Source organism: Burkholderia sp. KJ006, assembly GCF_000262695.1.
Classification (GTDB): Bacteria; Pseudomonadota; Gammaproteobacteria; order Burkholderiales; family Burkholderiaceae; genus Burkholderia; species Burkholderia vietnamiensis.
This window is the reverse complement of sequence record NC_017920.1, coordinates 1,054,308-1,075,720: the sequence shown is the minus strand read 5'-3', so window position 1 is coordinate 1,075,720 and position 21,413 is coordinate 1,054,308. Positions and strand designations below refer to the sequence as shown.

At 68.0% G+C, this 21,413-nt stretch carries 23 protein-coding genes; 8 read left to right on the top strand and 15 right to left on the bottom strand.

Features of this window, described 5'->3' with window-relative positions; all coding sequences use genetic code 11:
* Positions 1-4: 4 nt before the first annotated feature.
* From MYA_RS04975 to MYA_RS04925, 11 genes are all read right to left on the bottom strand, one after another.
* A complete protein-coding gene (locus MYA_RS04975) occupies positions 5-622 on the bottom strand; it encodes a sigma-E factor negative regulatory protein (RefSeq protein ID WP_011883962.1) in 618 nt (205 codons plus the stop codon).
* An 88-nt stretch (positions 623-710) separates the two neighbouring features.
* Complete coding sequence (rpoE, locus tag MYA_RS04970; RefSeq protein WP_011883961.1) at positions 711-1,310, bottom strand: RNA polymerase sigma factor RpoE; 600 nt, start codon at positions 1,308-1,310, stop codon at positions 711-713.
* Between the two features lie 90 nt (positions 1,311-1,400).
* On the bottom strand, positions 1,401-1,865 hold the full coding sequence (locus MYA_RS04965; RefSeq protein WP_014722720.1) for a hypothetical protein: 465 nt from the start codon (positions 1,863-1,865) through the stop codon (positions 1,401-1,403).
* Positions 1,866-1,876: 11 nt separating this feature from the next.
* Positions 1,877-3,109: a beta-ketoacyl-ACP synthase II gene (gene fabF, locus MYA_RS04960; RefSeq protein ID WP_011883959.1), complete on the bottom strand. Its 1,233-nt coding sequence runs from the start codon at positions 3,107-3,109 to the stop codon at positions 1,877-1,879.
* A 164-nt stretch (positions 3,110-3,273) separates the two neighbouring features.
* The gene (gene acpP / locus MYA_RS04955; RefSeq protein WP_004197638.1) at positions 3,274-3,513 is read right to left on the bottom strand and encodes an acyl carrier protein; all 240 of its coding nucleotides are present in this window, start codon (positions 3,511-3,513) and stop codon (positions 3,274-3,276) included.
* 144 nt (positions 3,514-3,657) lie between these two features.
* Positions 3,658-4,407 (bottom strand): 3-oxoacyl-ACP reductase FabG, encoded by a 750-nt coding sequence (gene fabG, locus MYA_RS04950; RefSeq protein WP_011883958.1) that lies wholly within the window; start codon positions 4,405-4,407, stop codon positions 3,658-3,660.
* Positions 4,408-4,443: 36 nt separating this feature from the next.
* On the bottom strand, positions 4,444-5,376 hold the full coding sequence (fabD, locus tag MYA_RS04945; protein ID WP_011883957.1) for an ACP S-malonyltransferase: 933 nt from the start codon (positions 5,374-5,376) through the stop codon (positions 4,444-4,446).
* Positions 5,377-5,461: 85 nt separating this feature from the next.
* Positions 5,462-6,451, bottom strand: coding sequence for a beta-ketoacyl-ACP synthase III (locus tag MYA_RS04940; protein ID WP_011883955.1), 990 nt, complete (start codon positions 6,449-6,451; stop codon positions 5,462-5,464).
* Entirely contained in the window at positions 6,452-7,558 is a 1,107-nt protein-coding gene (plsX, locus tag MYA_RS04935) for a phosphate acyltransferase PlsX (RefSeq protein WP_041493795.1), read from the bottom strand.
* Positions 7,559-7,687: 129 nt separating this feature from the next.
* Positions 7,688-7,867 (bottom strand): 50S ribosomal protein L32, encoded by a 180-nt coding sequence (gene rpmF, locus MYA_RS04930; RefSeq protein WP_006051932.1) that lies wholly within the window; start codon positions 7,865-7,867, stop codon positions 7,688-7,690.
* Between the two features lie 98 nt (positions 7,868-7,965).
* Positions 7,966-8,601: a DUF177 domain-containing protein gene (locus MYA_RS04925; protein WP_014722716.1), complete on the bottom strand. Its 636-nt coding sequence runs from the start codon at positions 8,599-8,601 to the stop codon at positions 7,966-7,968.
* A 260-nt stretch (positions 8,602-8,861) separates the two neighbouring features.
* On the opposite strand from MYA_RS04925, the gene MYA_RS04920 reads away from it, so the two are divergent.
* Positions 8,862-9,491, top strand: coding sequence for a Maf-like protein (locus MYA_RS04920; RefSeq protein WP_034194220.1), 630 nt, complete (start codon positions 8,862-8,864; stop codon positions 9,489-9,491).
* Positions 9,488-10,210 carry an SAM-dependent methyltransferase gene (locus MYA_RS04915; protein ID WP_014722715.1) on the top strand — a complete coding sequence of 241 codons (723 nt, stop codon included), beginning with the start codon at positions 9,488-9,490 and terminating at the stop codon, positions 10,208-10,210. Before MYA_RS04920 ends, MYA_RS04915 begins: the two co-directional genes overlap by 4 nt.
* Before the next feature lie 79 nt (positions 10,211-10,289).
* On the opposite strand, the gene MYA_RS04910 is transcribed toward MYA_RS04915, so the two are convergent.
* The 4 genes from MYA_RS04910 to MYA_RS04895 are packed head-to-tail and all read right to left on the bottom strand — an operon-like array spanning position 10,290 to position 13,377.
* Positions 10,290-11,279: a S49 family peptidase gene (locus tag MYA_RS04910; RefSeq protein ID WP_014722714.1), complete on the bottom strand. Its 990-nt coding sequence runs from the start codon at positions 11,277-11,279 to the stop codon at positions 10,290-10,292.
* Positions 11,280-11,303: 24 nt separating this feature from the next.
* A complete protein-coding gene (locus tag MYA_RS04905) occupies positions 11,304-11,711 on the bottom strand; it encodes a Rieske (2Fe-2S) protein (RefSeq protein WP_011883935.1) in 408 nt (135 codons plus the stop codon).
* On the bottom strand, positions 11,708-12,367 hold the full coding sequence (locus MYA_RS04900) for an HAD-IA family hydrolase (RefSeq protein WP_011883934.1): 660 nt from the start codon (positions 12,365-12,367) through the stop codon (positions 11,708-11,710). The genes MYA_RS04905 and MYA_RS04900 overlap by 4 nt, the downstream gene beginning before the upstream one ends.
* A 5-nt stretch (positions 12,368-12,372) precedes the next feature.
* Positions 12,373-13,377 carry an RluA family pseudouridine synthase gene (locus tag MYA_RS04895; protein ID WP_034194222.1) on the bottom strand — a complete coding sequence of 335 codons (1,005 nt, stop codon included), beginning with the start codon at positions 13,375-13,377 and terminating at the stop codon, positions 12,373-12,375.
* Positions 13,378-14,102: 725 nt separating this feature from the next.
* Between MYA_RS04895 and MYA_RS04890 the strand changes: the two genes are divergently transcribed.
* The 6 genes from MYA_RS04890 (at position 14,103) to MYA_RS04865 (ending at position 21,374) form a co-directional block, all read left to right on the top strand.
* Entirely contained in the window at positions 14,103-17,294 is a 3,192-nt protein-coding gene (locus MYA_RS04890; protein ID WP_014722711.1) for an Rne/Rng family ribonuclease, read from the top strand.
* A gap of 125 nt (positions 17,295-17,419) precedes the next feature.
* Complete coding sequence (moaA, locus tag MYA_RS04885) at positions 17,420-18,532, top strand: GTP 3',8-cyclase MoaA (protein ID WP_011883929.1); 1,113 nt, start codon at positions 17,420-17,422, stop codon at positions 18,530-18,532.
* 28 nt (positions 18,533-18,560) lie between these two features.
* Positions 18,561-19,178 carry a molybdenum cofactor guanylyltransferase MobA gene (gene mobA / locus MYA_RS04880; protein ID WP_014722710.1) on the top strand — a complete coding sequence of 206 codons (618 nt, stop codon included), beginning with the start codon at positions 18,561-18,563 and terminating at the stop codon, positions 19,176-19,178.
* A gap of 105 nt (positions 19,179-19,283) precedes the next feature.
* Positions 19,284-20,579, top strand: coding sequence for a molybdopterin molybdotransferase MoeA (gene moeA, locus MYA_RS04875; RefSeq protein ID WP_014722709.1), 1,296 nt, complete (start codon positions 19,284-19,286; stop codon positions 20,577-20,579).
* A 37-nt stretch (positions 20,580-20,616) separates the two neighbouring features.
* Positions 20,617-20,892: a hypothetical protein gene (locus MYA_RS04870; RefSeq protein ID WP_006476519.1), complete on the top strand. Its 276-nt coding sequence runs from the start codon at positions 20,617-20,619 to the stop codon at positions 20,890-20,892.
* On the top strand, positions 20,889-21,374 hold the full coding sequence (locus MYA_RS04865) for a GNAT family N-acetyltransferase (RefSeq protein ID WP_014722708.1): 486 nt from the start codon (positions 20,889-20,891) through the stop codon (positions 21,372-21,374). The genes MYA_RS04870 and MYA_RS04865 overlap by 4 nt, the downstream gene beginning before the upstream one ends.
* Positions 21,375-21,413 lie beyond the last annotated feature (39 nt).

Sequence of the window (21,413 nt, the reverse complement as noted above, 5' to 3'; positions counted from 1 at the left end):
GGGTTTATTGGCCTGGCGTGGTGGACACCGCGGCGCGGATCAGCGGCATCGAGCCCGTAACGACGGGCTGCTGCGCAAATTGCTGATGCGCTTCGAGGTATTGATCGAGACTGGCGTCGCGGATGATGTTGACGTCCTGCAGCGCCGGCTGCGTAGACGCCTGAGCGACCGTCACGCGCTGCAGGCCGCCGCTTTGCGGCGCGCCGACCGATGCGACCTGGACTGCGCCCGGCACGCCGGCCGTCTGCATCTGCGGCACGACGATCCACGTCAGCGTGGCGGCCGCGGCGGCCACCGCGAACGCCGGCACGACCCTGCGGCGCAGCGACAGCAGCTTGCGCGCAGCCGGCGCGGCGGCCGGCGCCAGCAGGTGCGGCTCGCTGTCGAGCGCAGCCGCCATGCGCGCGGTGAACGCGACGCTGCGAGCCGGCGACAGCGTGAGCTCGTCCGAGCGCAGCGCATCGCCGATCAGATGGTACTGGGCCCACGTCGCGCGATCCGCGCCGTTCAGCTCAGCCAGAAACTGCCCGTGATCCGGACCGTCGAACAGTTCCCCGTCGACCAGAGCGGAAAGGCGCTCGCCGCGCGAGCACGCTTGCGACTGCGTATTGACCGACCCCATGATGCTCCCCATCTTGCACACACCCCGTCGTGATTTCACGACCCTATCCGTAACTAGACCCCGACCCGCGTCGTTGCACCCATCGCGCTTACCAGCGCTTGCCTTCGGGCGTATCGAGCAGCGGACGCAATTTTGCAGCGATTGCCTCGCGAGCCCGGAAGATCCGCGACCGAACCGTCCCGATCGGGCAGTTCATCATTTCCGCGATTTCTTCGTAGCTCAGGCCCTCGATCTCGCGCAGCGTAATCGCCTGACGCAATTCTTCGGGCAGGACGGCCATTGCAGCGTTGACCGTCTCGGCAATCTGCTTGCTCATCAACATCGACTCTGGCGTGTTGATATCCCTTAGTTGGTCTGCGTCGGAGAAAGTTTCCGCCTCCTCGGCATCGGCCTCGGTGGAGGTCGGCGCCCGACGGCCTTGCGTCGCAAGGTAGTTCTTCGCCGTGTTGACGGCAATCCGGTACAACCACGTGTAGAACGCGGACTCACCGCGAAATTGCGGCAACGCACGATACGCCTTGATGAACGCGTCCTGGGCCACGTCCTCGACCTCGGCGGGATCCCGCACGAGGCGCGAGATCAGCCGAATGATCTTGCGGTGGTATTTGGAGACCAGGAGTTCGAACGCCGCCTTGTCGCCTTTCTGTACGCGCTCGACCAGAGCCTGATCGATTTCTTTTTCACTCACCTGACAAATCCGTTAACTAGGGATGCAACGCGGAGCGTTATTGTAGCGTTCCGCCGCCGGCCGCTGGTTACGGTACGTAACGAGCCGCGATCATGCCCGCCCCGTCGTGCGCGCGGTACGCGCGAGCACGGACAGCGCGCTGAACGACGCGGCGTCGAGCGCGTCGGCCGGGATCAGCAACGGCCGCGCGCGGCGGGCGCCTTGCCCGACCGACAGCACGAGCAGCAGGCTGCTCCAGTGTGCATGGCCGGTCACCCGGCCGCGGGCCAGCAAGCGCCCGCCGCGGCTGAACGCCGCGATCTCCCCGAATGCATCGATGCGCAGCTCCGCCGGCAGGCGGTGCGCAAAGGCCCGCACCGCGCACGACGTCAGCAGCGCTGCCGTCGCCGCGGCCATGCCCGCGCCGGCGGCAGCACCCGCGCGCGGGGCCCAGAACAGGTACACGGACGCGGCGCACGCCGCGACGAACGCTGCCAGCACGACATACGACACGGCCGAGGCCCGCAACGCAAAGCGCTGCGGACGCCCGGCCGGAGCATCGAATGGACTCGTCAAGCGATTCGACGTCAGACGCGCTTGAATACCAGCGTGCCGTTGGTGCCGCCGAAGCCGAAGTTGTTCTTCACGGCCACGTCGATCTTCAGGTCACGCGCGGTGTTCGCGCAGTAATCGAGATCGCACTCCGGGTCCTGGTTGAAGATGTTGATGGTCGGCGGCGACACGTTGTTGTGCAACGCCAGCACCGTGAACACCGACTCGAGGCCGCCCGCGCCACCGAGCAGGTGACCCGTCATCGACTTCGTCGAGTTCACGGCGAGCTTGTACGCGTGCTCGCCGAACGCCGCCTTCACCGCGTCCGACTCGTTCTTGTCGCCCAGCTGCGTCGACGTGCCGTGCGCGTTCAGGTACTGCACCTCGTCCGGATTCACGCCGGCATCGCGCAGCGCCGCGACCATGCAGCGGCGCGGACCGTCCATGTTCGGCGCGGTCATGTGGTACGCATCGCCGGTCATGCCGAAGCCGGAGACTTCCGCATAGATCTTCGCGCCGCGCGCCTTCGCCGCCTCGTACTCTTCCAGCACCATCACGCCCGAACCCTCGCCCAGCACGAAGCCGTCGCGGTCCTTGTCCCACGGGCGCGACGCGGTTGCCGGGTCGTCGTTGCGGGTCGACAGCGCGCGCGCGGCCGCGAAACCGCCGATGCCGAGCGGCGACACCGTCGATTCGGCGCCGCCCGCGACCATCACGTCGGCGTCGCCGGCCTGGATCAGGCGCGCCGCGAGGCCGATGCTGTGCAGACCGGTCGTGCAGGCCGTGACGGCCGCGAGGTTCGGGCCCTTCAGGCCGAACATGATGCTCAGGTGGCCCGAGATCATGTTGATGATCGAACCCGGCACGAAGAACGGCGAAATCCGGCGCGGGCCGCGATCGACGTAGGTCTGGTGCGTGTCTTCGATCATCGGCAGGCCGCCGATGCCGGAGCCGACCAGCACGCCGATGCGCTCCGCATTGGCTTCGTTCACTTCGAGGCCGCTGTCCCGGATAGCCTGGACACCGGCTGCGATGCCGTAATGGATGAACGTATCCATGCCGCGGGCTTCCTTCGCCGGGATGTACTCCTCGACGTTGAAACCCTTCACTTCGCCCGCGAAATGGCAAGCGAGGTTCGACGCATCGAACTTCGTGACGGTGGCGATACCGGACTTGCCGGCGACGAGATTGGCCCAGCCGTCGGCAACATTATTGCCAACAGGCGAAATCAGCCCCAGGCCTGTAACAACAACACGACGGCGGCTCACGGTAACCTCTTTTCCATTATTGGATGACAAAAACAAAAGCCACAGAGGCCACAGGAACCAGCCCTGCGAGCCCTGTGGCTGTTAGTCCGTCCGGCGCGAAGCCGGCAGGATGGCGCGTCAATCGCGAAGATCGCGGCGACGTGGCGGACGAGCGCGAAAGGCGCTTACGCCTTGACGTTTGCGCGAGCGTAGTCGATCGCTTGCTGAACCGTCGTGATCTTCTCTGCTTCTTCGTCCGGGATTTCCATGCCGAACTCGTCTTCCAGAGCCATCACCAGTTCGACCGTGTCGAGCGAGTCTGCACCCAGATCGTTCACGAACGATGCTTCGTTCTTGATCTCGGCTTCCGCGACGCCCAGTTGCTCAGCGACGATCTTCTTGACACGTTGTTCGATGTTATCCATTACCCCTCCGAGGGAAAGTTCAGATTTACAAGTGCGCGCATTTTATCAGGTTTGCTGACGCCAAAACGCGCGTTGGCTTGATGGTCGATCAAGCGCCGATCCGCCTGAAAAACGGGATACGGCGCGGATGGTAAACGAAAACCGTTACGACATGTACATGCCGCCGTTCACGTGCAGCGTCGTGCCGGTGATGTAACCGGCCTGCGGCGACGCGAGAAACGCGACGGCATGGGCGATGTCCTCCGGGCTGCCGAGGCGGCCGAGCGGAATCTGGGTCTTGAGCGCGGCCTGCTGTTCTTCCGGCAGCGTCTTGGTCATGTCGGTGTCGATGAAGCCCGGCGCCACGCAGTTGACCGTGATGCCGCGGCTGCCGATTTCGCGAGCCAGCGCGCGCGTCATGCCCGCCACGCCGGCCTTCGCGGCCGCGTAGTTGGCCTGCCCCGGATTGCCGGCCGAGCCGACCACCGACGTGATGTTGATGATGCGCCCGCCGCGGGCCTTCATCATCGGGCGCAGCACCGCGCGCGACAGCCGGAACACCGACTTCAGGTTGGTGTCGATCACCGCGTCCCAGTCCTCGTCCTTCATCCGCATCGCGAGCTGGTCCTGCGTGATCCCGGCGTTGTTGACGAGCACGTTCAGCGCGCCGAATTCCTTCACGGTCGCGTCGATCAACGCTTCGGCCGCAGCCGCGTCGTTGACGTTCAGCACCGCGCCGCGACCCGTCACGCCCGCTTCCGCGAACCCGGCGCTAATCGCGGCCGCGCCCGATTCGCTCGTCGCCGTGCCGATCACCGTCGCGCCCAGGCGCGCGAGTTCGAGCGCGATCGCACGGCCGATGCCGCGCGATGCGCCGGTCACGATCGCGACCTGTTTGTCGAGAGTCTTTTCCATGAATCGAATATCCGTCTCTTGAGGAAAGGCGCCGCGTCAGGCGGTCGCCAGCTTCAGCGCTTCGTCGAGCGACGCCGGATCGAACACCGACGCGCCGACCAGGTTGCCGTCGATGCGCTTCGTCAGCCCCGCCAGCACCTTGCCCGGCCCGCACTCGATCACGTGCGTGACGCCCGTTGCGGCGATGTGCTGCACGCATTCGACCCAGCGCACCGGGCCGGCGGCCTGGCGCACCAGCGCATCCTTGATCGCGGCCGGATCGCTGACCACCGCGACGTCGATGTTGTTGACCACCGGAATCTGCGGCGCCTTCACGTCGATGTTCGCCAGATAGTCGCGCAGCTGGTCCGACGCCGGCTTGAGCAGCGACGAATGGAACGGCGCCGACACCGGCAGCGGCAGCGCGCGCTTCGCACCCTTCGCCTTCGCGATCTCGCACGCCTTTTCGACGGCCGCCTTCGCGCCCGCGATCACGACCTGCGCCGGCGCGTTGAAGTTCACGGCTTCGACGACGCCCGCTTGCGCCGCTTCCGCGCACACCGCGCGCACCGTGTCGTCGTCGAGGCCGAGGATCGCGGCCATGCCGCCCTGGCCGACCGGCACCGCGGTCTGCATCGCCTGCGCACGGAAGCGCACGAGCGGCACCGCGTCCTTGAACGCGAGCGCGCCTGCGGCGACGAGCGCCGTGTATTCGCCCAGGCTGTGGCCCGCGACGATCGACGGCGCCGGGCCGCCGGCCTGCTGCCATGCGCGATAGCACGCGTATGCGGCCGTCAGCATCACCGGCTGCGTGTTGGTCGTGAGATTCAGTTCTTCAGCCGGGCCTTCGGCGATCAGCTTGCCGAGATCCTGGCCGAGTGCATCGGATGCTTCCGCGAGCGTCTCGCGCACGACGGCCAGATCGGCGAATGCGTTCAGCATGCCGACCGACTGCGAGCCCTGCCCCGGAAAAACGAATGCAAATTTCATATCGTCCCCAATTGAATCGATTCGGACGGCGCGCGCGAACGGCGCGCCGGTTCGGGATCCGCGCGCAGCAGTCGCGCGCTGCGGATCAGAAGCGGAAGACCGACGCGCCCCAGGTGAAGCCGCCGCCGACGCCCTCGATCAGCACGTGCTGACCGCGCTGGATGCGGCCGTCGCGGACCGCGACGTCGAGCGCCATCGGGATCGACGCAGCCGACGTGTTGCCGTGCTGGTCGACCGTCACGACCATGCGCTCCTGCGGCAGGCCGAGCTTGCGGCAGGTGCTGGTCATGATGCGGATGTTGGCCTGGTGCGGAATCAGCCAGTCGATCTGCTCGGGCGCGAGATTCGCCTTCGCGAGCGCTTCGACCGCGACCTTCTCCAGCACGTTGACCGCGAGCTTGAACACCGCCTGCCCGTCCATGTGCAGGAACGCGCTGCCTTCGATCACGCCGCGATTGACGTTGCCCGGCGTGCACAGGATGTTCGAATAGCTGCCGTCCGCGTGCAGCGCGCTGCCGAGCACGCCCGGCTCTTCCGATGCGGACAGGATCACCGCGCCCGCGCCGTCGCCGAACAGCACGCAGGTCGTGCGGTCCTTGAAATCGAGAATCCGCGAGAACGTCTCCGCGCCGACGACGAGCGCCGTGCGGTGCTGGCCGCCGCGGATGAAGCTGTCGGCCATCGCCATCGCGTACGCGAAGCCGGAACACACGGCCTGCACGTCGAATGCCGCGCCGCCGCTCTTGATGCCGAGCTTGTTCTGCAGCAGGCAGGCCGTACTCGGGAACACGAAATCGGGAGTCGACGTCGCGACGATGATCAGGTCGATCGATTGCGGGTCGATGTCGGCCGCCTCGATCGCACGGCGCGCGGCTTGGTACGCGAGATCGCTGGTCGTGACGTCGGGTGCGGCGAAATGGCGCGCGTGGATGCCCGTGCGCGCCACGATCCATTCATCGCTCGTCTCGATGCCTTCCTTCGCGAGACGATCGGCAAGCTGCTGGTTCGTGACGCGGTCGGGCGGCAAATAGCTGCCCGTGCCGAGCACGCGGGAATAGAGAGTCGATTGGGCCATTTATGCTTTAGAGGATTGCGCAGCGGGAGGTTCGGCGTGTTGGCCTGCGGCCGGGCCCGTGTGGCCTGCGCCGCCTGCGTCGTGTTCGCCGTCGCCGAGCGACACCGAATTATCCGCCATCGCGCGCGTAAGGCGCTCCAGCACGCCGTTTTTGACGGCATCATACCCGCGTTTGATCGCCCACTCAAACGCGTAGGCATCGGCCGAACCGTGGCTTTTGATCACGAGACTCTTCAGCCCCAGCAACGCCGCGCCGTTGTACTGGCGATGGTCGACGCGCTTCTTGAAACGCATCAGCACGGGCAGCGCGAGCAGCGCCATCAGCTTCGACATCAGCGAACGGCCGAACTCCTCGCGGATGATGTCGGACAGCATCTGCGCGAGCCCTTCGGACGTCTTCAGCGCGACGTTGCCGACGAAGCCGTCGCAGACGATCACGTCGACCGTGCCCTTGTAGATGTCGTTGCCTTCGACGTTGCCGCGGAAATTGAGCGTGCTGGCGCGCAGCAGTTCGCCGGCGCGCTTGATCGTCTCGTTGCCCTTGATGACTTCTTCGCCGATGTTCAACAGGCCGATCGTCGGGCGCTCCTTGCCTTCGAGCGCCGCGACGAGCGCATGGCCCATCTCCGCGAACTGCAGCAGGTGCTGCGGCTCGCAGTCGACGTTCGCGCCGAGGTCGAGCATCATCGTGTAGCCGGTCGGGTTCGGCAGCGCGAACGCGATCGCGGGCCGCTCGATGCCGGGCAGCGTCTTCAGCACGTAACGGGAAACGGCCATCAGCGCGCCGGTGTTGCCGGCGGAAATACAGGCCTGGGCCGCGCCTTCCTTCACGTGATTCAGCGCGACGCGCATCGAAGAATCTTTCTTCTTGCGCAGCGCGACTTCGACAGGATCGCCCATCGCCACGACTTCGGTGGCGGGCACGATGGTCAGCGCGGGATCGTCGAGGGCTTTCAGCTTTTTCAGCTGCGCGCGAATCGCGCTTTCGATGCCGACGAGCATCAGGTGCGCATCGGGATGCGCGCGGACGAACTTGACTGCGGCGGGAACGGTCACGGACGGGCCGTGGTCGCCTCCCATGCAATCGATTGTGAGCTTTACGGTCATGGAATGCGACGAATTTCAGGCACAAAAAAGCGGCAGTTGAATGCCGCCTTTTTGTTGAGCCAGGAAAGTGTCAAGCGAACCAGTTGTCACGCGAACGGCGAACGTAGCGCGCAACGCGTGACTTGACGCTTAGTCGTTCTTCGTCTTGACGACTTTCTTGCCGCGATAGTAGCCGTTCGGGCTGACGTGGTGACGCAGATGCACTTCACCCGTGCTCGGCTCGACTGCCAGCGGCGCTGCCGTCAGGAAATCGTGCGAACGATGCATGCCGCGCTTCGACGGCGACTTCTTGTTTTGCTGGACTGCCATGACTAACTCCTAATTGATTTTCCGGATTCTAACACAGCCCGATCCGGCGCTTAACTACCCTGGCCCAAAGCCCTTACGCCTTCCCGCGCCACAACTGCTTAGTGTTTGTTGCCGCCGTCCCCGTCCTTCTTCAGCGCTTGCAGCGCTGCGAACGGATTCGGCCGTTTGCCTTCGTCCTCGTCTTCCACGGACGCTTCATCCGCATCTTCCGAAGGACCGCTCACACCCGACACGAGGCTTTCGTGAACTGCCGGGCAAACCTCGTGCTTGGGCACGAGCGGCAGCGAAAGCAGCAACTCCTCTTCGATCAAGTCGACGAGATCGAACTGGCGCGAGCCCACGATCACATCGGCTTCATCGTCGTCGAGCGGAAATTCTTCAGCTTCTTCTTCGGTCGCCACGACGCGGTACGTCATGTCGACGTCGAACGTCTGGTCGTACGGCGCCATGCAGCGCTGGCACGTGAGCCACGCATGGCCATGCACCGCGAGACGCAGGTACGGCTGCTGGCCGTCGCTGCCGTCGTCCTGCAGCTCCTTCTGGGTGAACCCTTCGGCCTGCCACGTGAACACCGTGTCGCGATCGGACGCGTCCGCCGGCACTTCGTTCAGCATGCGCGCCAGCTGGGACAGCCGCGTCGCACCTGCCGCCTGCCGCCCGCTGCGGGCGAATTCGAACAGGTCGACTGCGTGCGGATCCAGCGCTGCCGCCGGCTTGCCAGAAGAAGTGTTCATGTTGCGCTCCTGTCCACGGGCTGACTTGCGGGATCCGGCTCGGCCGACGTCACACGTTGGGCGCCGCTCTCTTTCATGCGCGACACGAGCCGCACACGGTTGACGTACTGTATTCCGAAGACCCAACAGGCGCCACCACAGCGCAAGCCTGTCGACGAAAAGCGGGAAAGCATACCTGTTTTACCTTTTGCGGTCAATCACTTATGCTTGCGTCCGCGCAACGCCGCATCACACCTGACGATTCACCGACCCAACCGACCATGCCGGATACCGTTTGCCGCCCGCCGCGGCTGATTCTCGCCTCCAGTTCCCGCTATCGCCGCGCGCTCCTCGAGCGCCTCGGCATACCGTTCGACACCGTGTCGCCGGACCTCGACGAAACCCCGCTCGCGGGCGAAACGCCGGCCGCGACGGCGCTGCGGCTCGCCGCCGCGAAGGCGCGCGCGGTCGCCGCGACGATCGACGCGCCCGACGGCGTGCTCGTGATCGGCTCCGATCAGGTCGCGACGTTCGACGGCCTCCAGATCGGCAAGCCGGGCACGCACGAGCGCGCGCTCGCGCAGCTTCTGTCGATGCAGGGCCGCGACGTCGAATTCCACAGCGCGCTGAGCCTGTACGACAGCCGTACCGGCAACACGCAGAGCGAGGACGTGGTGACGCGCGTGCGCTTCCGCTCGCTGCCCGAAGCCGAGCTCGACGCATATCTGCGCGCCGAGACGCCGTATGACGTGGCCGGCAGCGCGAAATCCGAAGGGCTCGGCATCGCGCTGCTCGATGCAATCGATTCCGACGACCCGACCGCGCTCGTCGGCCTGCCGCTGATCGCGCTCACGCGGATGCTGCGCGTCGCCGGCTACCCGCTGTTCGCCCACCACGGAGACCGCGCATGACGGCCGGCACGCTCTATCTCGTCCCCAACACGCTCGGCGAAGGCGACGCCGCGATGCTCGCCGCGGTGCTGCCGGCTGCCGTGCAGGCGCGCGCCGGCACGCTCGGCTATTACATCGGCGAGAACGCGAAAACGACGCGCGCGTTCCTGAAGAAGATCGGCACGACGCGGCCGATCCAGGAAATCGACATTCAGGAACTGAACGTCAATACGCCGGCCGGCGCAATCGACGGGCTGCTCGCGCCGGTGCTGGCGGGCGCCGATGCCGGGCTCGTGTCCGAGGCCGGCTGCCCCGCGGTGGCCGACCCCGGCGCGCTGCTGGTGCGCCGCGCGCACGAGCGCGGCGTGAAGGTCGTGCCGCTGGTCGGGCCGAGCTCGATCCTGCTCGCGCTGATGGCATCGGGCCTGAACGGCCAAAGCTTCGCGTTCAACGGCTATCTGCCGGTCGACGCGGCCGCGCGCGCGAAGCGCCTGCGCGAGCTCGAGCAACTGTCACGCAAGGCCCGGCAGACGCAGATCTTCATCGAGACGCCCTACCGCAACCAGGCGATGCTCGACACACTCGTGGCGACCTGTGCGCCGTCGACGCAGATCTGCGTCGCGGCCGATCTGACGCTCGAAACCGAGACGATCGCGAGCCGCACCGCGGCGGACTGGAAAAAGGCGGCCGCGCCGAATCTGCAGAAGCGCCCGGCGATCTTCCTGCTGCTCGCGAACTGACGGCGCACGTGGCGCGCGCCGCCGCTCGGCGGGCGGCGCGGGCGCCGGGCCGCGCTTGCAGCGCGCCGCGTACCGCCGTTCAGCGCAGGCTGAACGACGTGCCGGCCGCGCCGAGCGCCTTCATCGCCGCCCCGCCGGCCGCCGCGCCGAACTTGCGGGCGACGCGGTTCGTGATGCTTTCCTTCACCGTGTAGTCGACCAGATCCGGCGCCTTCAGCACGTCGCGCGCGACCGTGTCGGTCGTGCCGTAGCCGTCGGCGAGGCCGAGTTCGACGCTCTTCTCGCCGGTCCAGAACAGGCCCGAGAACATGTCGGGCGTCTCGTGCAGCCGCTTGCCGCGGCCGTCCTTCACGGCCTTGATGAACTGCGCATGGACCTGATCGAGCAGCGCCTGCGCATGGGCGTCCATCTTCGGCGTCTCGGGCGAGAACGGATCGTAGAAGCCCTTGTTTTCGCCCGACGTATGCAGGCGGCGCTCGACGCCGAGCTTGCTCATCAGCCCGGTGAAGCCGAAACCGTCCATCAGCACGCCGATCGAGCCGACGATGCTCGCCTTGTCGACGAAGATCTTGTCGGCGGCGGACGCAATGTAATAGCCGCCCGATGCGCAGATGTCGGTCACGACCACGTACAGCGGCTTGTCCGGATACGTCTTGCGCAGCCGGCGGATCTCGTCGTAAACCATCCCGGCCTGCACCGGGCTGCCGCCCGGGCTGTTGATCCGCAGCACGACGCCGGCCGTGCCGTCGTCGTCGAACGCGGCATCCAGCGCGGTGTTGATGTCTTCGGCGTTCGCATTGGTGCCGGCCGCGATTTCGCCGTCGATCGTCACCAGCGCCGTGTGGCGCCCGCTGGAGAACTTCGAGTCGCCCGAGAAATCGATCAGCGCGAACGCGAGCAGCGCGAACACGCCGAGGAACGCGAACCGGAAGAAGATCTTCCAGCGCCGCGCCGCGCGCTGTTCCTTGACGGCCGCCAGCGCGATCCGCTCGAGGGCCGCGCGCTCCCAGTTGGGCTCGCGGGGGTCGGGACGGGACGAGGAATCGGGAGTAGTCGGTTGGTCGGCCATGAAGTGGTGTCTGAAGTGGTGTCGTCAGTCGGTCGTGGCGGAAGGCGGCGCAGCGGGCACCAGGTCGGCATCCGGCACCCAGAAAACCGCGCGCCCGTCGGGCGTGTCGCGCTCGTCGACCTCGACCGGCCGCAGCCGAGCGCCGCGGCACGGGCCGCCCACGCACTTGCCCGTATCGGGCGCATAAATGGCGCCGTGCGTCGCGCACATCAGATAGAGCCCGGACGATTCGAAGAACTGCCCTTCGGCCCAGTCGAGCTCCATCGGCACGTGCGCGCAGCGGTTCAGGTAACCGTAGGCACGGCCCTCGTAGCGGACGAAGAACACGACCGCCTGCTCGCCGCGCAGCGTCGCGTCGACGCGCACGCCGGTGCCGCCGTCGGCGAGCGCGTCCGATGCGCAGACGCGCACGGCGGCCGGCGCCGCACTCATGCGTGCTCCCGCAGCCACGCCGCGAGCGCGACGACGTCCGGCGCGACGAAGCGCGGCGCCAGCGCGGCCAGCGCGTCGGCCGTATGCGCACCGTACGACACGCCGACGCCGGCCGCCCCGGCACTTGCCGCCATCTGCAGGTCGTGCGTCGTGTCGCCGATCATCACGGTGCGCGCCAGATCCTGCCCCAGTTCGCGGGACAGTTCGTGCAGCATCGCCGGGTGCGGCTTCGAGAACGTTTCGTCCGCGCAGCGGGTCGCGTCGAACAGGCTCGTCAGCTTCGACTGGTCGAGCACGCGGTTCAGGCCCACGCGCCCCTTGCCGGTCGCGACCGCGAGCAGGTAGCCCACGTCGCGCAATTCCGCGAGCAGTTCGCGCACGCCGGCAAACAGCTCGATGCGCTGGTCGTCCAGCAGGTAGTGGTAGCGGTAGCGTTCGGCGAGCCGCGGATAGTCGGACGGATCGAGGCTCGGCGCGGCGATCTGCAGCGCATCGCGCAGGCCGAGGCCGATCACGTAGCGGGACGCCTCGTCGGACGGCGCGGGCAGGCCGAGATCGCGGCACGCGGCCTGGATGCTGTACGCGATGTGCGCAGTCGAATCCATCAGCGTGCCGTCCCAGTCGAAGACGATCAGATCAAATTGCTGTCGGGCCATGCGAGTCACGCGGTATCGCGCAGAGCGCTGAGTTGATCGAGAAAGCGCCGGCATTCGTCCGGCAGCGGCGCATCGAACTGCAGCGGCTCGCCGCTCAGCGGATGTGCGAGCTTCAGGCGGTACGCGTGCAGGAACATCCGTTTGAGCGACGGCTGCGCGTTCGCGCGCGCCAGCGCCTTGTTCAGGGCGAAATCGCCATACTTGGCGTCGCCCGCGATGGGCAAGCCGAGATGCGCGAGATGCACACGGATCTGATGGGTCCGACCCGTTTTGAGTTCCGCTTCGACGAGCGCGTAGTCGGGCCAGCGCTCGATCAGGTTGAACACCGTGTGCGACGGCAGGCCGTCGTCCTGCACGCGCACGCGCCGCTCGCCTTCCGCGGTCGAATACTTGAAGAGCGGCGCCTTCACCACCCGGCGACGCCCCCAATCGGGCTGCCACTGGCCGTGTCCGCAGGCGAAATAGCGCTTGTCCATCCGGTTTTCACGGATCTGCTCGTGCAGCCCCACCAGCGCCGTGCGCTTCTTCGCGAGCATCAGGATCCCGGACGTCTCGCGATCGAGCCGGTGCACCAGTTCGAGGAACTTCGCGCGCGGGCGCGCCTGCCGCATCTGTTCGATCACGCCGAACGCGACGCCGCTGCCGCCATGCACGGCGACGCCGGCCGGCTTGTTGATGACGAGCATCGCGTCGTCCTCGTATAGCACGTCGAATTGCGCGGGCGGGACGATCGGCGTTTCGGCGCGGGCCAGATCGGCCGCCGCCACCCGCACGGGCGGCACGCGCACGAGGTCGCCGAGCGCGAGACGGTACTGGGCGTCGACCCGGCCCTTGTTCACGCGCACTTCGCCGCTGCGCAGGATCCGGTAGACATGGCTCTTGGGCACGCCCTTACAGACGCGCAACAGGAAGTTGTCGATCCGCTGACCGGCCGAGTTTTCGTCGATCTCGATCATCGATACCTGACCGCTTGCGACCGAATTCTGGGATATTTTGCCTAACTCATTCATACTGAATATAATTTTGCCCAGCCTGACGTTGAGGGTGGCCTGACAGGCCGGCCCCGGCTGAATCGGGCAAGGCGCAAGCGCAAACCGCTATTTTACTTGCGCCGGGGGTCTGCTGCTCGCCCTTAACCAAAGAGATGCAGCAAGTTGCACGCACGGCGCCGCTCGTCGGCAAGGATCGCGCCCACAGGCGAATTCGGTCGGCAAGGCGCCGCGGTAACGGAAAGTTGGTTGAAAAGAATTTGATCGGCAGCCCGACGGCGCGAAGTGCGTCCGCAGGCTGCCGGTTGCGAAAATTACGGCGTTGCGCCCGATTTGGCCCCGCGAAGCGTGCGGGGCTTGGCGACGTCAAACCAGGGAAGTACACCCCAGGCGGGAAAGTCGGGCTGGATTCGATACTCCCCGCTGCGGCCCAAGCCGCAGCATCTGCCGCCCGTCGGCGCGCGCGACGCATTGCGCGCGCCCCGTGGCAGTGCCCCGGCCTCAGGCTTAGCGCGCTTGTGCAGCGTGCGGTGTGTGGACGCCTGCTTTGAAGCCGTGTTCGCAGGTGCCCTATGGCCGCCGGCCCCATGTTTCGGGCCCAAGCGCCTCTTCAGGCAATTCTCCCCGCCATCCTTCCCGCTCCAGCGTGCTCGTGACAACACAACAAGGTGCGGCCTGCCGTCGTCCCCGCTCTCGCGACTGACAAAACCGCGAGGCGCCGGCAGTAGAGCCGCCTGGAGTCGTTCATGAAACGCATGCTGTTCAATGCGACGCAGCAGGAGGAGCTGCGCGTCGCCATCGTCGATGGGCAAAAGCTCATCGACATCGACATCGAGACAGCCGGGCGCGAACAGCGCAAAGGCAATATCTACAAAGGTGTCGTCACCCGCATCGAGCCGTCGCTCGAAGCGTGCTTCGTCAACTACGGCGAAGACCGCCACGGCTTCCTGCCGTTCAAGGAAGTCGCCCGCCAGTACTTCAAGGAAGGCATCGACATGCGCTCCGCGCGCATCCAGGATGCGCTGCGCGAGGGCCAGGAGCTGATCGTCCAGGTCGAGAAGGAGGAGCGCGGCAACAAGGGCGCGGCGCTCACGACCTTCATCTCGCTCGCCGGCCGCTACCTGGTGCTGATGCCGAACAACCCGCGCGGCGGCGGCGTGTCGCGCCGGATCGAAGGCGACGAGCGTCAGGAACTGCGCGAAACCATGGCGCAGCTGCAGATTCCGGACGGCATGAGCATGATCGCCCGTACCGCGGGCATCGGCCGCAGCGCCGAGGAACTGCAATGGGACCTGAACTACCTGCTGCAGCTGTGGCGCGCGATCGAAGCGGCGTCGCAAAGCGGTAACTCGGGTCAGCCGATGCTGATCTATCTGGAATCGAGCCTCGTGATCCGCGCGATCCGCGACTATTTCCAGCCCGATATCGGCGAAATCCTGATCGACACGACCGAGATCTACGATCAGGCCCGTGCGTTCATGGACATCGTGATGCCGGACAACGTGTCGAAGGTGAAGCGCTACCACGACGACGTGCCGCTGTTCTCGCGCTTCCAGATCGAGCACCAGATCGAAACGGCCTACTCGCGCACGGTGCCGCTGCCGTCGGGCGGCGCGATCGTGATCGACCACACCGAGGCGCTCGTCGCGATCGACGTGAACTCGGCGCGCGCCACCAAGGGCGCCGACATCGAGGAAACGGCGACGCGCACGAACCTGGAAGCCGCCGACGAAGTGGCCCGCCAGCTGCGCCTGCGCGACCTCGGTGGCCTGATCGTGATCGACTTCATCGACATGGAGTCGGCCAAGAGCCAGCGCGAAGTCGAGCAGCGCCTGAAAGACGCGCTCAAGCACGACCGTGCGCGCGTGCAGATGGGCAAGATCTCCCGCTTCGGCCTGATGGAGCTGTCGCGTCAGCGCCTGCGTCCGGCGCTGTCGGAAGGCAGCCACGTGACGTGCCCGCGTTGCAACGGCACGGGCCACATCCGCGACACCGAATCGTCCGCGCTGCAGGTGCTGCGGATCATTCAGGAAGAAGCGATGAAGGAAAACACCGCGGCGATCCATTGCCAGGTGCCGGTCGAAGTGACCGCCTTCCTGCTCAACGAAAAGCGTCAGGAAATCAACAAGATCGAGTCGCGCTTCAAGGTCGGCATCGTGCTAATCCCGAACAAGCACCTCGATACGCCGCACTACAAGCTCGAACGCCTGCGTCACGACGACGCGCGCCTCGACGACCCGCGTGCGTCGTGGAAGATGGCCGAGGAAGCGGCGCGCGAGCTGGAGTCGGAAACCGGCTACAGCAAGCGCACGGCCGACGTGAAGCCGAAGCAGGAAGCGGCGGTCAAGGGCATCACGCCCGAACGTCCGGCGCCGAGCCCGGCAGCGCCGCGCCCGGCCGAGCCGGTCGCGGCCGCACCGGCGCCCGCCCCGGCTCCGGTCGCGCCGGCGAGCGGCGGCTTCATCGGCTGGCTGAAGGGCCTGTTCGGCATGGCGCCGGCGGCGGCACCGGCGCCCGCGCCGGTCGCACCGGCCCCGGTCAGCGAACCGGCTGCCCGTCCGGCCCGCGAGCGCACCGAGAAGTCGGAGCAGCGCGGCGGCGATCGCAACCGTAACCGTCGTGGCGGCCCGCAGGCTCAGGGCGGACGCGACCAGGCAGCGGCAGGCCGCGGCCCGCGCCTCGAGCGCGAAGGCAAGGAAGCGCGCGAAGGTCGTGAACCGCGCGAGGCTCGCGAGCCGCGTGAAGGCCGCGAACCGCGCGAGAACCGCGAAGGTCGTGAGGGCCGCGAAGGTCGCGAAGGCCGAGGCCCGCGCGAAGGTCGCGAGCCGCGTGAAAACCGCGAGGCACGCGAGGCCCGCGAGCCCCGTGAACCGCGCGAGCGCGCCGAGCAGCTGGAAGCCGGCGACGCAGCCGGGCGCGGCGAGCGCCAGGAACGCGGCGAACGTCGCGAGCGTGGTGAACGCGGCGAGCGCGGTGAGCGCCGTAAGCCGACCCAACACGCGGCGACGCTCGAGACGGTCAACCGTGGCGAGAACCATCCGGACGAGGAAGCCGACCAGGCCGCCGCAGTTGCGCTGCCCGGCGCAGATGCCGCAGCCGACGCGGAAGCCAGTGGCGAGGAACGTCGCCGTCGCCGCCGCGGCCGCCGTGGCGGTCGTCGCGAGCGCGAGGAAGAAGGCGCAGTCGCCGAGCACGGCGTCGGCGATGAAGCCGCCGTGCAGGAAGTAGCGACCGAGTCGAGCGCAGCAGCACCGGCTCATACGGCCGCAGCGACTGCACCGGCCGCCGTGGCTGCCGTCGCGGCAGCAGGCGCCGTCGTGGCCGAAACCGCGGTCGAGCAGCACGCCGAAGCCGCCGCACCGGCCGCAGTCGAGCCGCAACCGGCACCGGTACGCGTCGAAGCGACGCCGGTCGCGCCGCTGGAGCCGGCCATCGCCGCTCCGGCAGCCGCAACGGCATCGGTCGCCCCGGCCGCCGCTGTGGAAGCAGGCCCGGCGCCGGTCGCGGTTTCGCCGACCGACGCATTCGAAGTGCCGGCCGAGCCGGCTGCCGTCGAAGCGCCGCAGTCCGCGCCCGTCGAGCACGCCGCGCCGGCACCGGTCGTCGCAGTCGAAGCCGCACCGGCCCCGGCCGAACCGGCTCGCGTCGAAGCGGCACCGGTCGAAGCTGCTCGCGTCGAAGCTGCCCCGGTCGAAACCGTTGCAGCGCCGGCACCCGCGACGCCGGCTCCTGCGGCTGCTGCGCCCGTTTCGGCCGGCCTCGAGGTCGTACTGGAACAGGCCGGTCTGGTGTGGGTGAACACCGACGCCGACAAGTTCCGCGCCGCCCAGGAAGCCGCATCGCGCCTGCCGCGCGCGGCCCGCGTGCCGCGCGAACGCAAGCCGCTGCCGCCGGCCGATTCGACCCCGATGCAGCAGGTCGAGACGTCGCAGCGTTAAGCGCGTCGCAGCCCGAGAAAGCCCGCTTCGGCGGGCTTTTTCTTTTTCGTACCGCGGGTTTGCGCTCACCAGCCCGAAACACCGCTTGCGGCTAGAATACAAGCCCGGCTCGCACTTCTTTAGATATGTCCCGACGCATCATTCCCCTCGCCGACGTCAGCGCGATGCCCGATATCTCCGGCGTCGCGCACACGCCCGACGGCGCGCTGACCGACAGGTTCGCCAGGCCGCTGCGCGACCTGCGCATCTCGGTGACGGACCGCTGCAACTTCCGGTGCGTCTACTGCATGCCGCGCGACGTGTTCGACAAGGACTACCCGTTCCTGCCGCACAGCGCGCTGCTCACGCACGAAGAGATCGAGCGCGTGGCGCGGCTGTTCGTCGCACACGGCGTCGAGAAGATCCGGATCACCGGCGGCGAGCCGCTGCTGCGCAAGAACCTCGAATTCCTGATCGAGCGCCTCGCGCGCCTCACCACCCACGACGGCCGCCCGCTCGACGTCACGCTGACCACCAACGGCTCGCTGCTCGCGCGCAAGGCGCGCGCGCTGAAGGATGCCGGCCTCACGCGCGTGACGGTCAGCCTCGACGCGCTCGACGACGCGCTGTTCAAGCGCATGAACGACGCCGACTTCGCCAGCGCCGACGTGCTCGACGGCATCTTCGCCGCCCAGGCCGTGGACCTCGCGCCGGTCAAGGTCAACATGGTCGTGAAGCGCGGCACCAACGACACGGAGATCGTGCCGATGGCCGAGCGTTTTCGCGGCACCGGCGTGATCCTGCGCTTCATCGAATACATGGACGTCGGCACGTCGAACGGCTGGAACATGACCGAAGTGCTGCCGTCGGCGGAGGTGGTCGCGCGCATCGCCGAGCACTTCCCGCTCGTGCCGCTCGAGCCACACACGGCCGCCGAGACGGCGCAGCGCTGGGGCTATGCGGACGGCCGCGGCGAGATCGGCGTGATCTCCAGCGTCACGCAGGCCTTCTGCGGCGACTGCACGCGCGCGCGGCTGTCGACCGAAGGCAAGCTGTACCTGTGCCTGTTCGCATCGAGCGGCCACGACCTGCGCGCGCTGGTGCGCGGCGGCGCGAGCGACGCGGAGATCGCGACTGCGATCGCCCGCATCTGGCAGGCCCGCACCGACCGCTATTCGCAGCTGCGCGGCAGCGCCGCCGGCAGCGCCGCGCCCGACAGCGCGGGCAAGCGCGTCGAAATGTCGTACATCGGCGGCTGACGCGCCGCGCCCCGCCTCCCCCGTCACGATGCCCGCTTCCGTCACGCCTTCGATCACCGGCCTGCTGCTCGCCGGCGGACGCGCGACGCGCATGGACGGGGCCGACAAGGGCCTCCAGCTGCTCGACGGCACGCCGCTCGCCTTGCACGTGCTGCGCCGGCTCGCCGGCCAGGTCGACGAGATGGTGATCAGCGCGAATCGCAACGCCGCTCGCTATGCCGAACTCGGCGCGCCGTTCGGAGCGCGCGTCGTGCCGGACGAAACGCCGGACTTCGCGGGCCCGCTCGCCGGGCTGCTCGCCGGCATGCGCGCGGCGCGCGCGCCGCTCGTCGTCTGTGCGCCATGCGATACGCCCTCCCTGCCGACCGACCTCGTCGCGCGACTGCACGCGGCCTTCGACGCGCATCGGGCCGACATCGCGATGGCCGTGACCGTCGACGCCCAGCACGCGCGCTCGCCGCAGCCGACCTTCGCGCTGCTGCGCACGTCGCTCGCCGACGACCTCGCCGCCGCGCTCGCAGCCGGCGAGCGCAAGGTGCGTGCGTGGTACGCACGCCACAAGACGGTCGAAGTCGAGTTTCGCGACGAGCGTGCGTTTTACAATGCCAACTCCTGGCAGGAACTCGCCGCGCTGGCCCGCCGCTGACGGCATCGGCCGCGTTTTCCGCCCGCCGCATGCGCGTCCGCGCTCAGGCGCTCCTTTCGCGCCACCGGCCACGAACCCGATACGCCTTGCGGCGCAGTCCGACCGATGATCACGCAACCTTCGTCCGCCTCCCCACCCGCACCCGCTTCCGCTGCTCCGCTGTCGCTCGCCGATGCGCAGGCGCTCGCGTGCCGCTTCGCGGTGCCGGTCGACGCGTGCGACATCGTGTCGCTGCACGATGCGCTCGACCGCGTGCTCGCGGCCGACGTGAACGCGCCGTTCGACATTCCCGCTTACGACAATTCCGCGATGGACGGCTATGCGTTCGACGGCGGCGCGAGCATGGCCGCCGCATCGGCCGAGATCGCGCTGACGGTCGCCGGCACGGCGCTCGCCGGCCATCCGTTCGACGGCGTCGTCGCACCCGGCGCCTGCATCCGCATCATGACCGGCGCGCCGATGCCGGCCGGCTGCGACACCGTCATTCCGCAGGAACGCGTGCGCGTGGCGGGCGACGTCGTCCGCTTCGCCGCGCACGACGTCGCGCGCGGCGCGAATTGCCGCAAGGCCGGCGAGGATCTCGCGCGCGGCGCATGCGCGCTGGCCGCCGGCCGCATCCTGCGTCCGTCCGATCTCGGCCTGCTCGCGTCGTTCGGGCTGCGCGAGGTCACGGTGCGCCGCCGCGTGCGGGTCGCCGTGTTCTCGACCGGCGACGAGCTGCGCGAACCGGGCCAGCCGCGCGCGGACGGCACGCTGTACGACAGCAACCGCGCCATGCTGGTCGCGATGCTCGAACGGCTGCACCTCGACGCGCTCGATCTCGGCATCGTTCGCGACGATCCGGCGGCGCTCGAACGCGCGCTGCGCGATGCGGTCGCCGCAGGCGCCGACGCGGTGATCACGTCGGGCGGCGTATCGGTCGGCGAAGCGGACTTCACGCGGGACGTGATGACGCGGCTCGGCGACGTGACGTTCGCGAGCCTCGCACTGCGGCCCGGCCGGCCGCTCGCGTGCGGCACGCTCGCACGCGCCGCCGGCGATGCCGGCCATACGCTGTTCTTCGGGCTGCCCGGCAACCCGGTCGCGTCCGCCGTGACGTTCTACGCGATCGTGCGCCCGGCGCTGCTCGCGCTGGCCGGCGCGCAGACACCACCGCCGGCGATGTACGCCGCATTCAGCACGCAGCGGCTGAACAAGCGGCCGGGCCGCACCGAATACCTGCGCGCCATCGCGACGCGTGCGGCCGACGGCCGCTGGCACGTCGCACCGGCCGGCTCGCAGAGCTCCGCATCGCTGAGCGGCCTCGCGGCCGCGAACTGTTTCATCGTCCTGGGCCACGACTGCGCGGCGGTCGACGCGGGCGCCCCGGTCGACATCCTGCCGCTCGACGGCCTGATCTGAATTCCAATCGGTATATCTCTACGGGGGCAATCCACACATGAAGAAACAAATCTCGTCGATCGCCGCGGGGCAGACCGCGAAGGCGCTGATCCTCGTCTACCTGACGTTCAGCGTGCCGATCGTGCTGCTCGGCATCCTGGTCGCATACATCCGCTACGGGATGGTCGAGCTCAGCACGATCCTCAGCGCGCTGCTGCTGAACGCGATCCTCGGCTTCGTGCTGCTGTGGATCGCATGCCACGCGTACAACTGGGTCGCGTCGCGTTTCGGCGGCATCGAGATCGTGCTGTCCGACCCGCCGGAGGAAGCGTGAGCGGCGCAGCGCCGATCCGCCCGGCCGAAGCGCGCGATGTCGGCGCGATCGTCGCGCTGATGCGCGAGCTCGCCGAGTTCGAGAAGCTCACGCACCTGTTCGTCGCGACCGAGGCCGATCTGGCCGACGCGCTGTTCGGCGAACGGCCGGCCGCCGAGGCGCTGGTCGCCGAACTGGACGGCGCGATCGTCGCGTATGCGCTGTTCTTCCACAACTATTCGACGTTCGTCGGCCGTCGCGGCCTGTATCTCGAGGATCTGTACGTGCAGCCGGCGCAACGCGGCACGGGGCTCGGCACCGCGCTGTTGCGGCACCTCGCCGCGCTCGCCGTCGAGCGCCGCTGCGCGCGCTTCGAATGGTCGGTACTCGACTGGAACCGCCCCGCGATCGACTTCTACGAGAAGATGGGCGCGACCGTGCTGCCCGACTGGCGCATCGTGCGCATGACCGGCGACGCGCTTCACGCGCTCGCCGCGCGCTGAACGCGCAACGCTCGCGGCTACGCGGCCGCTACCGCTGCC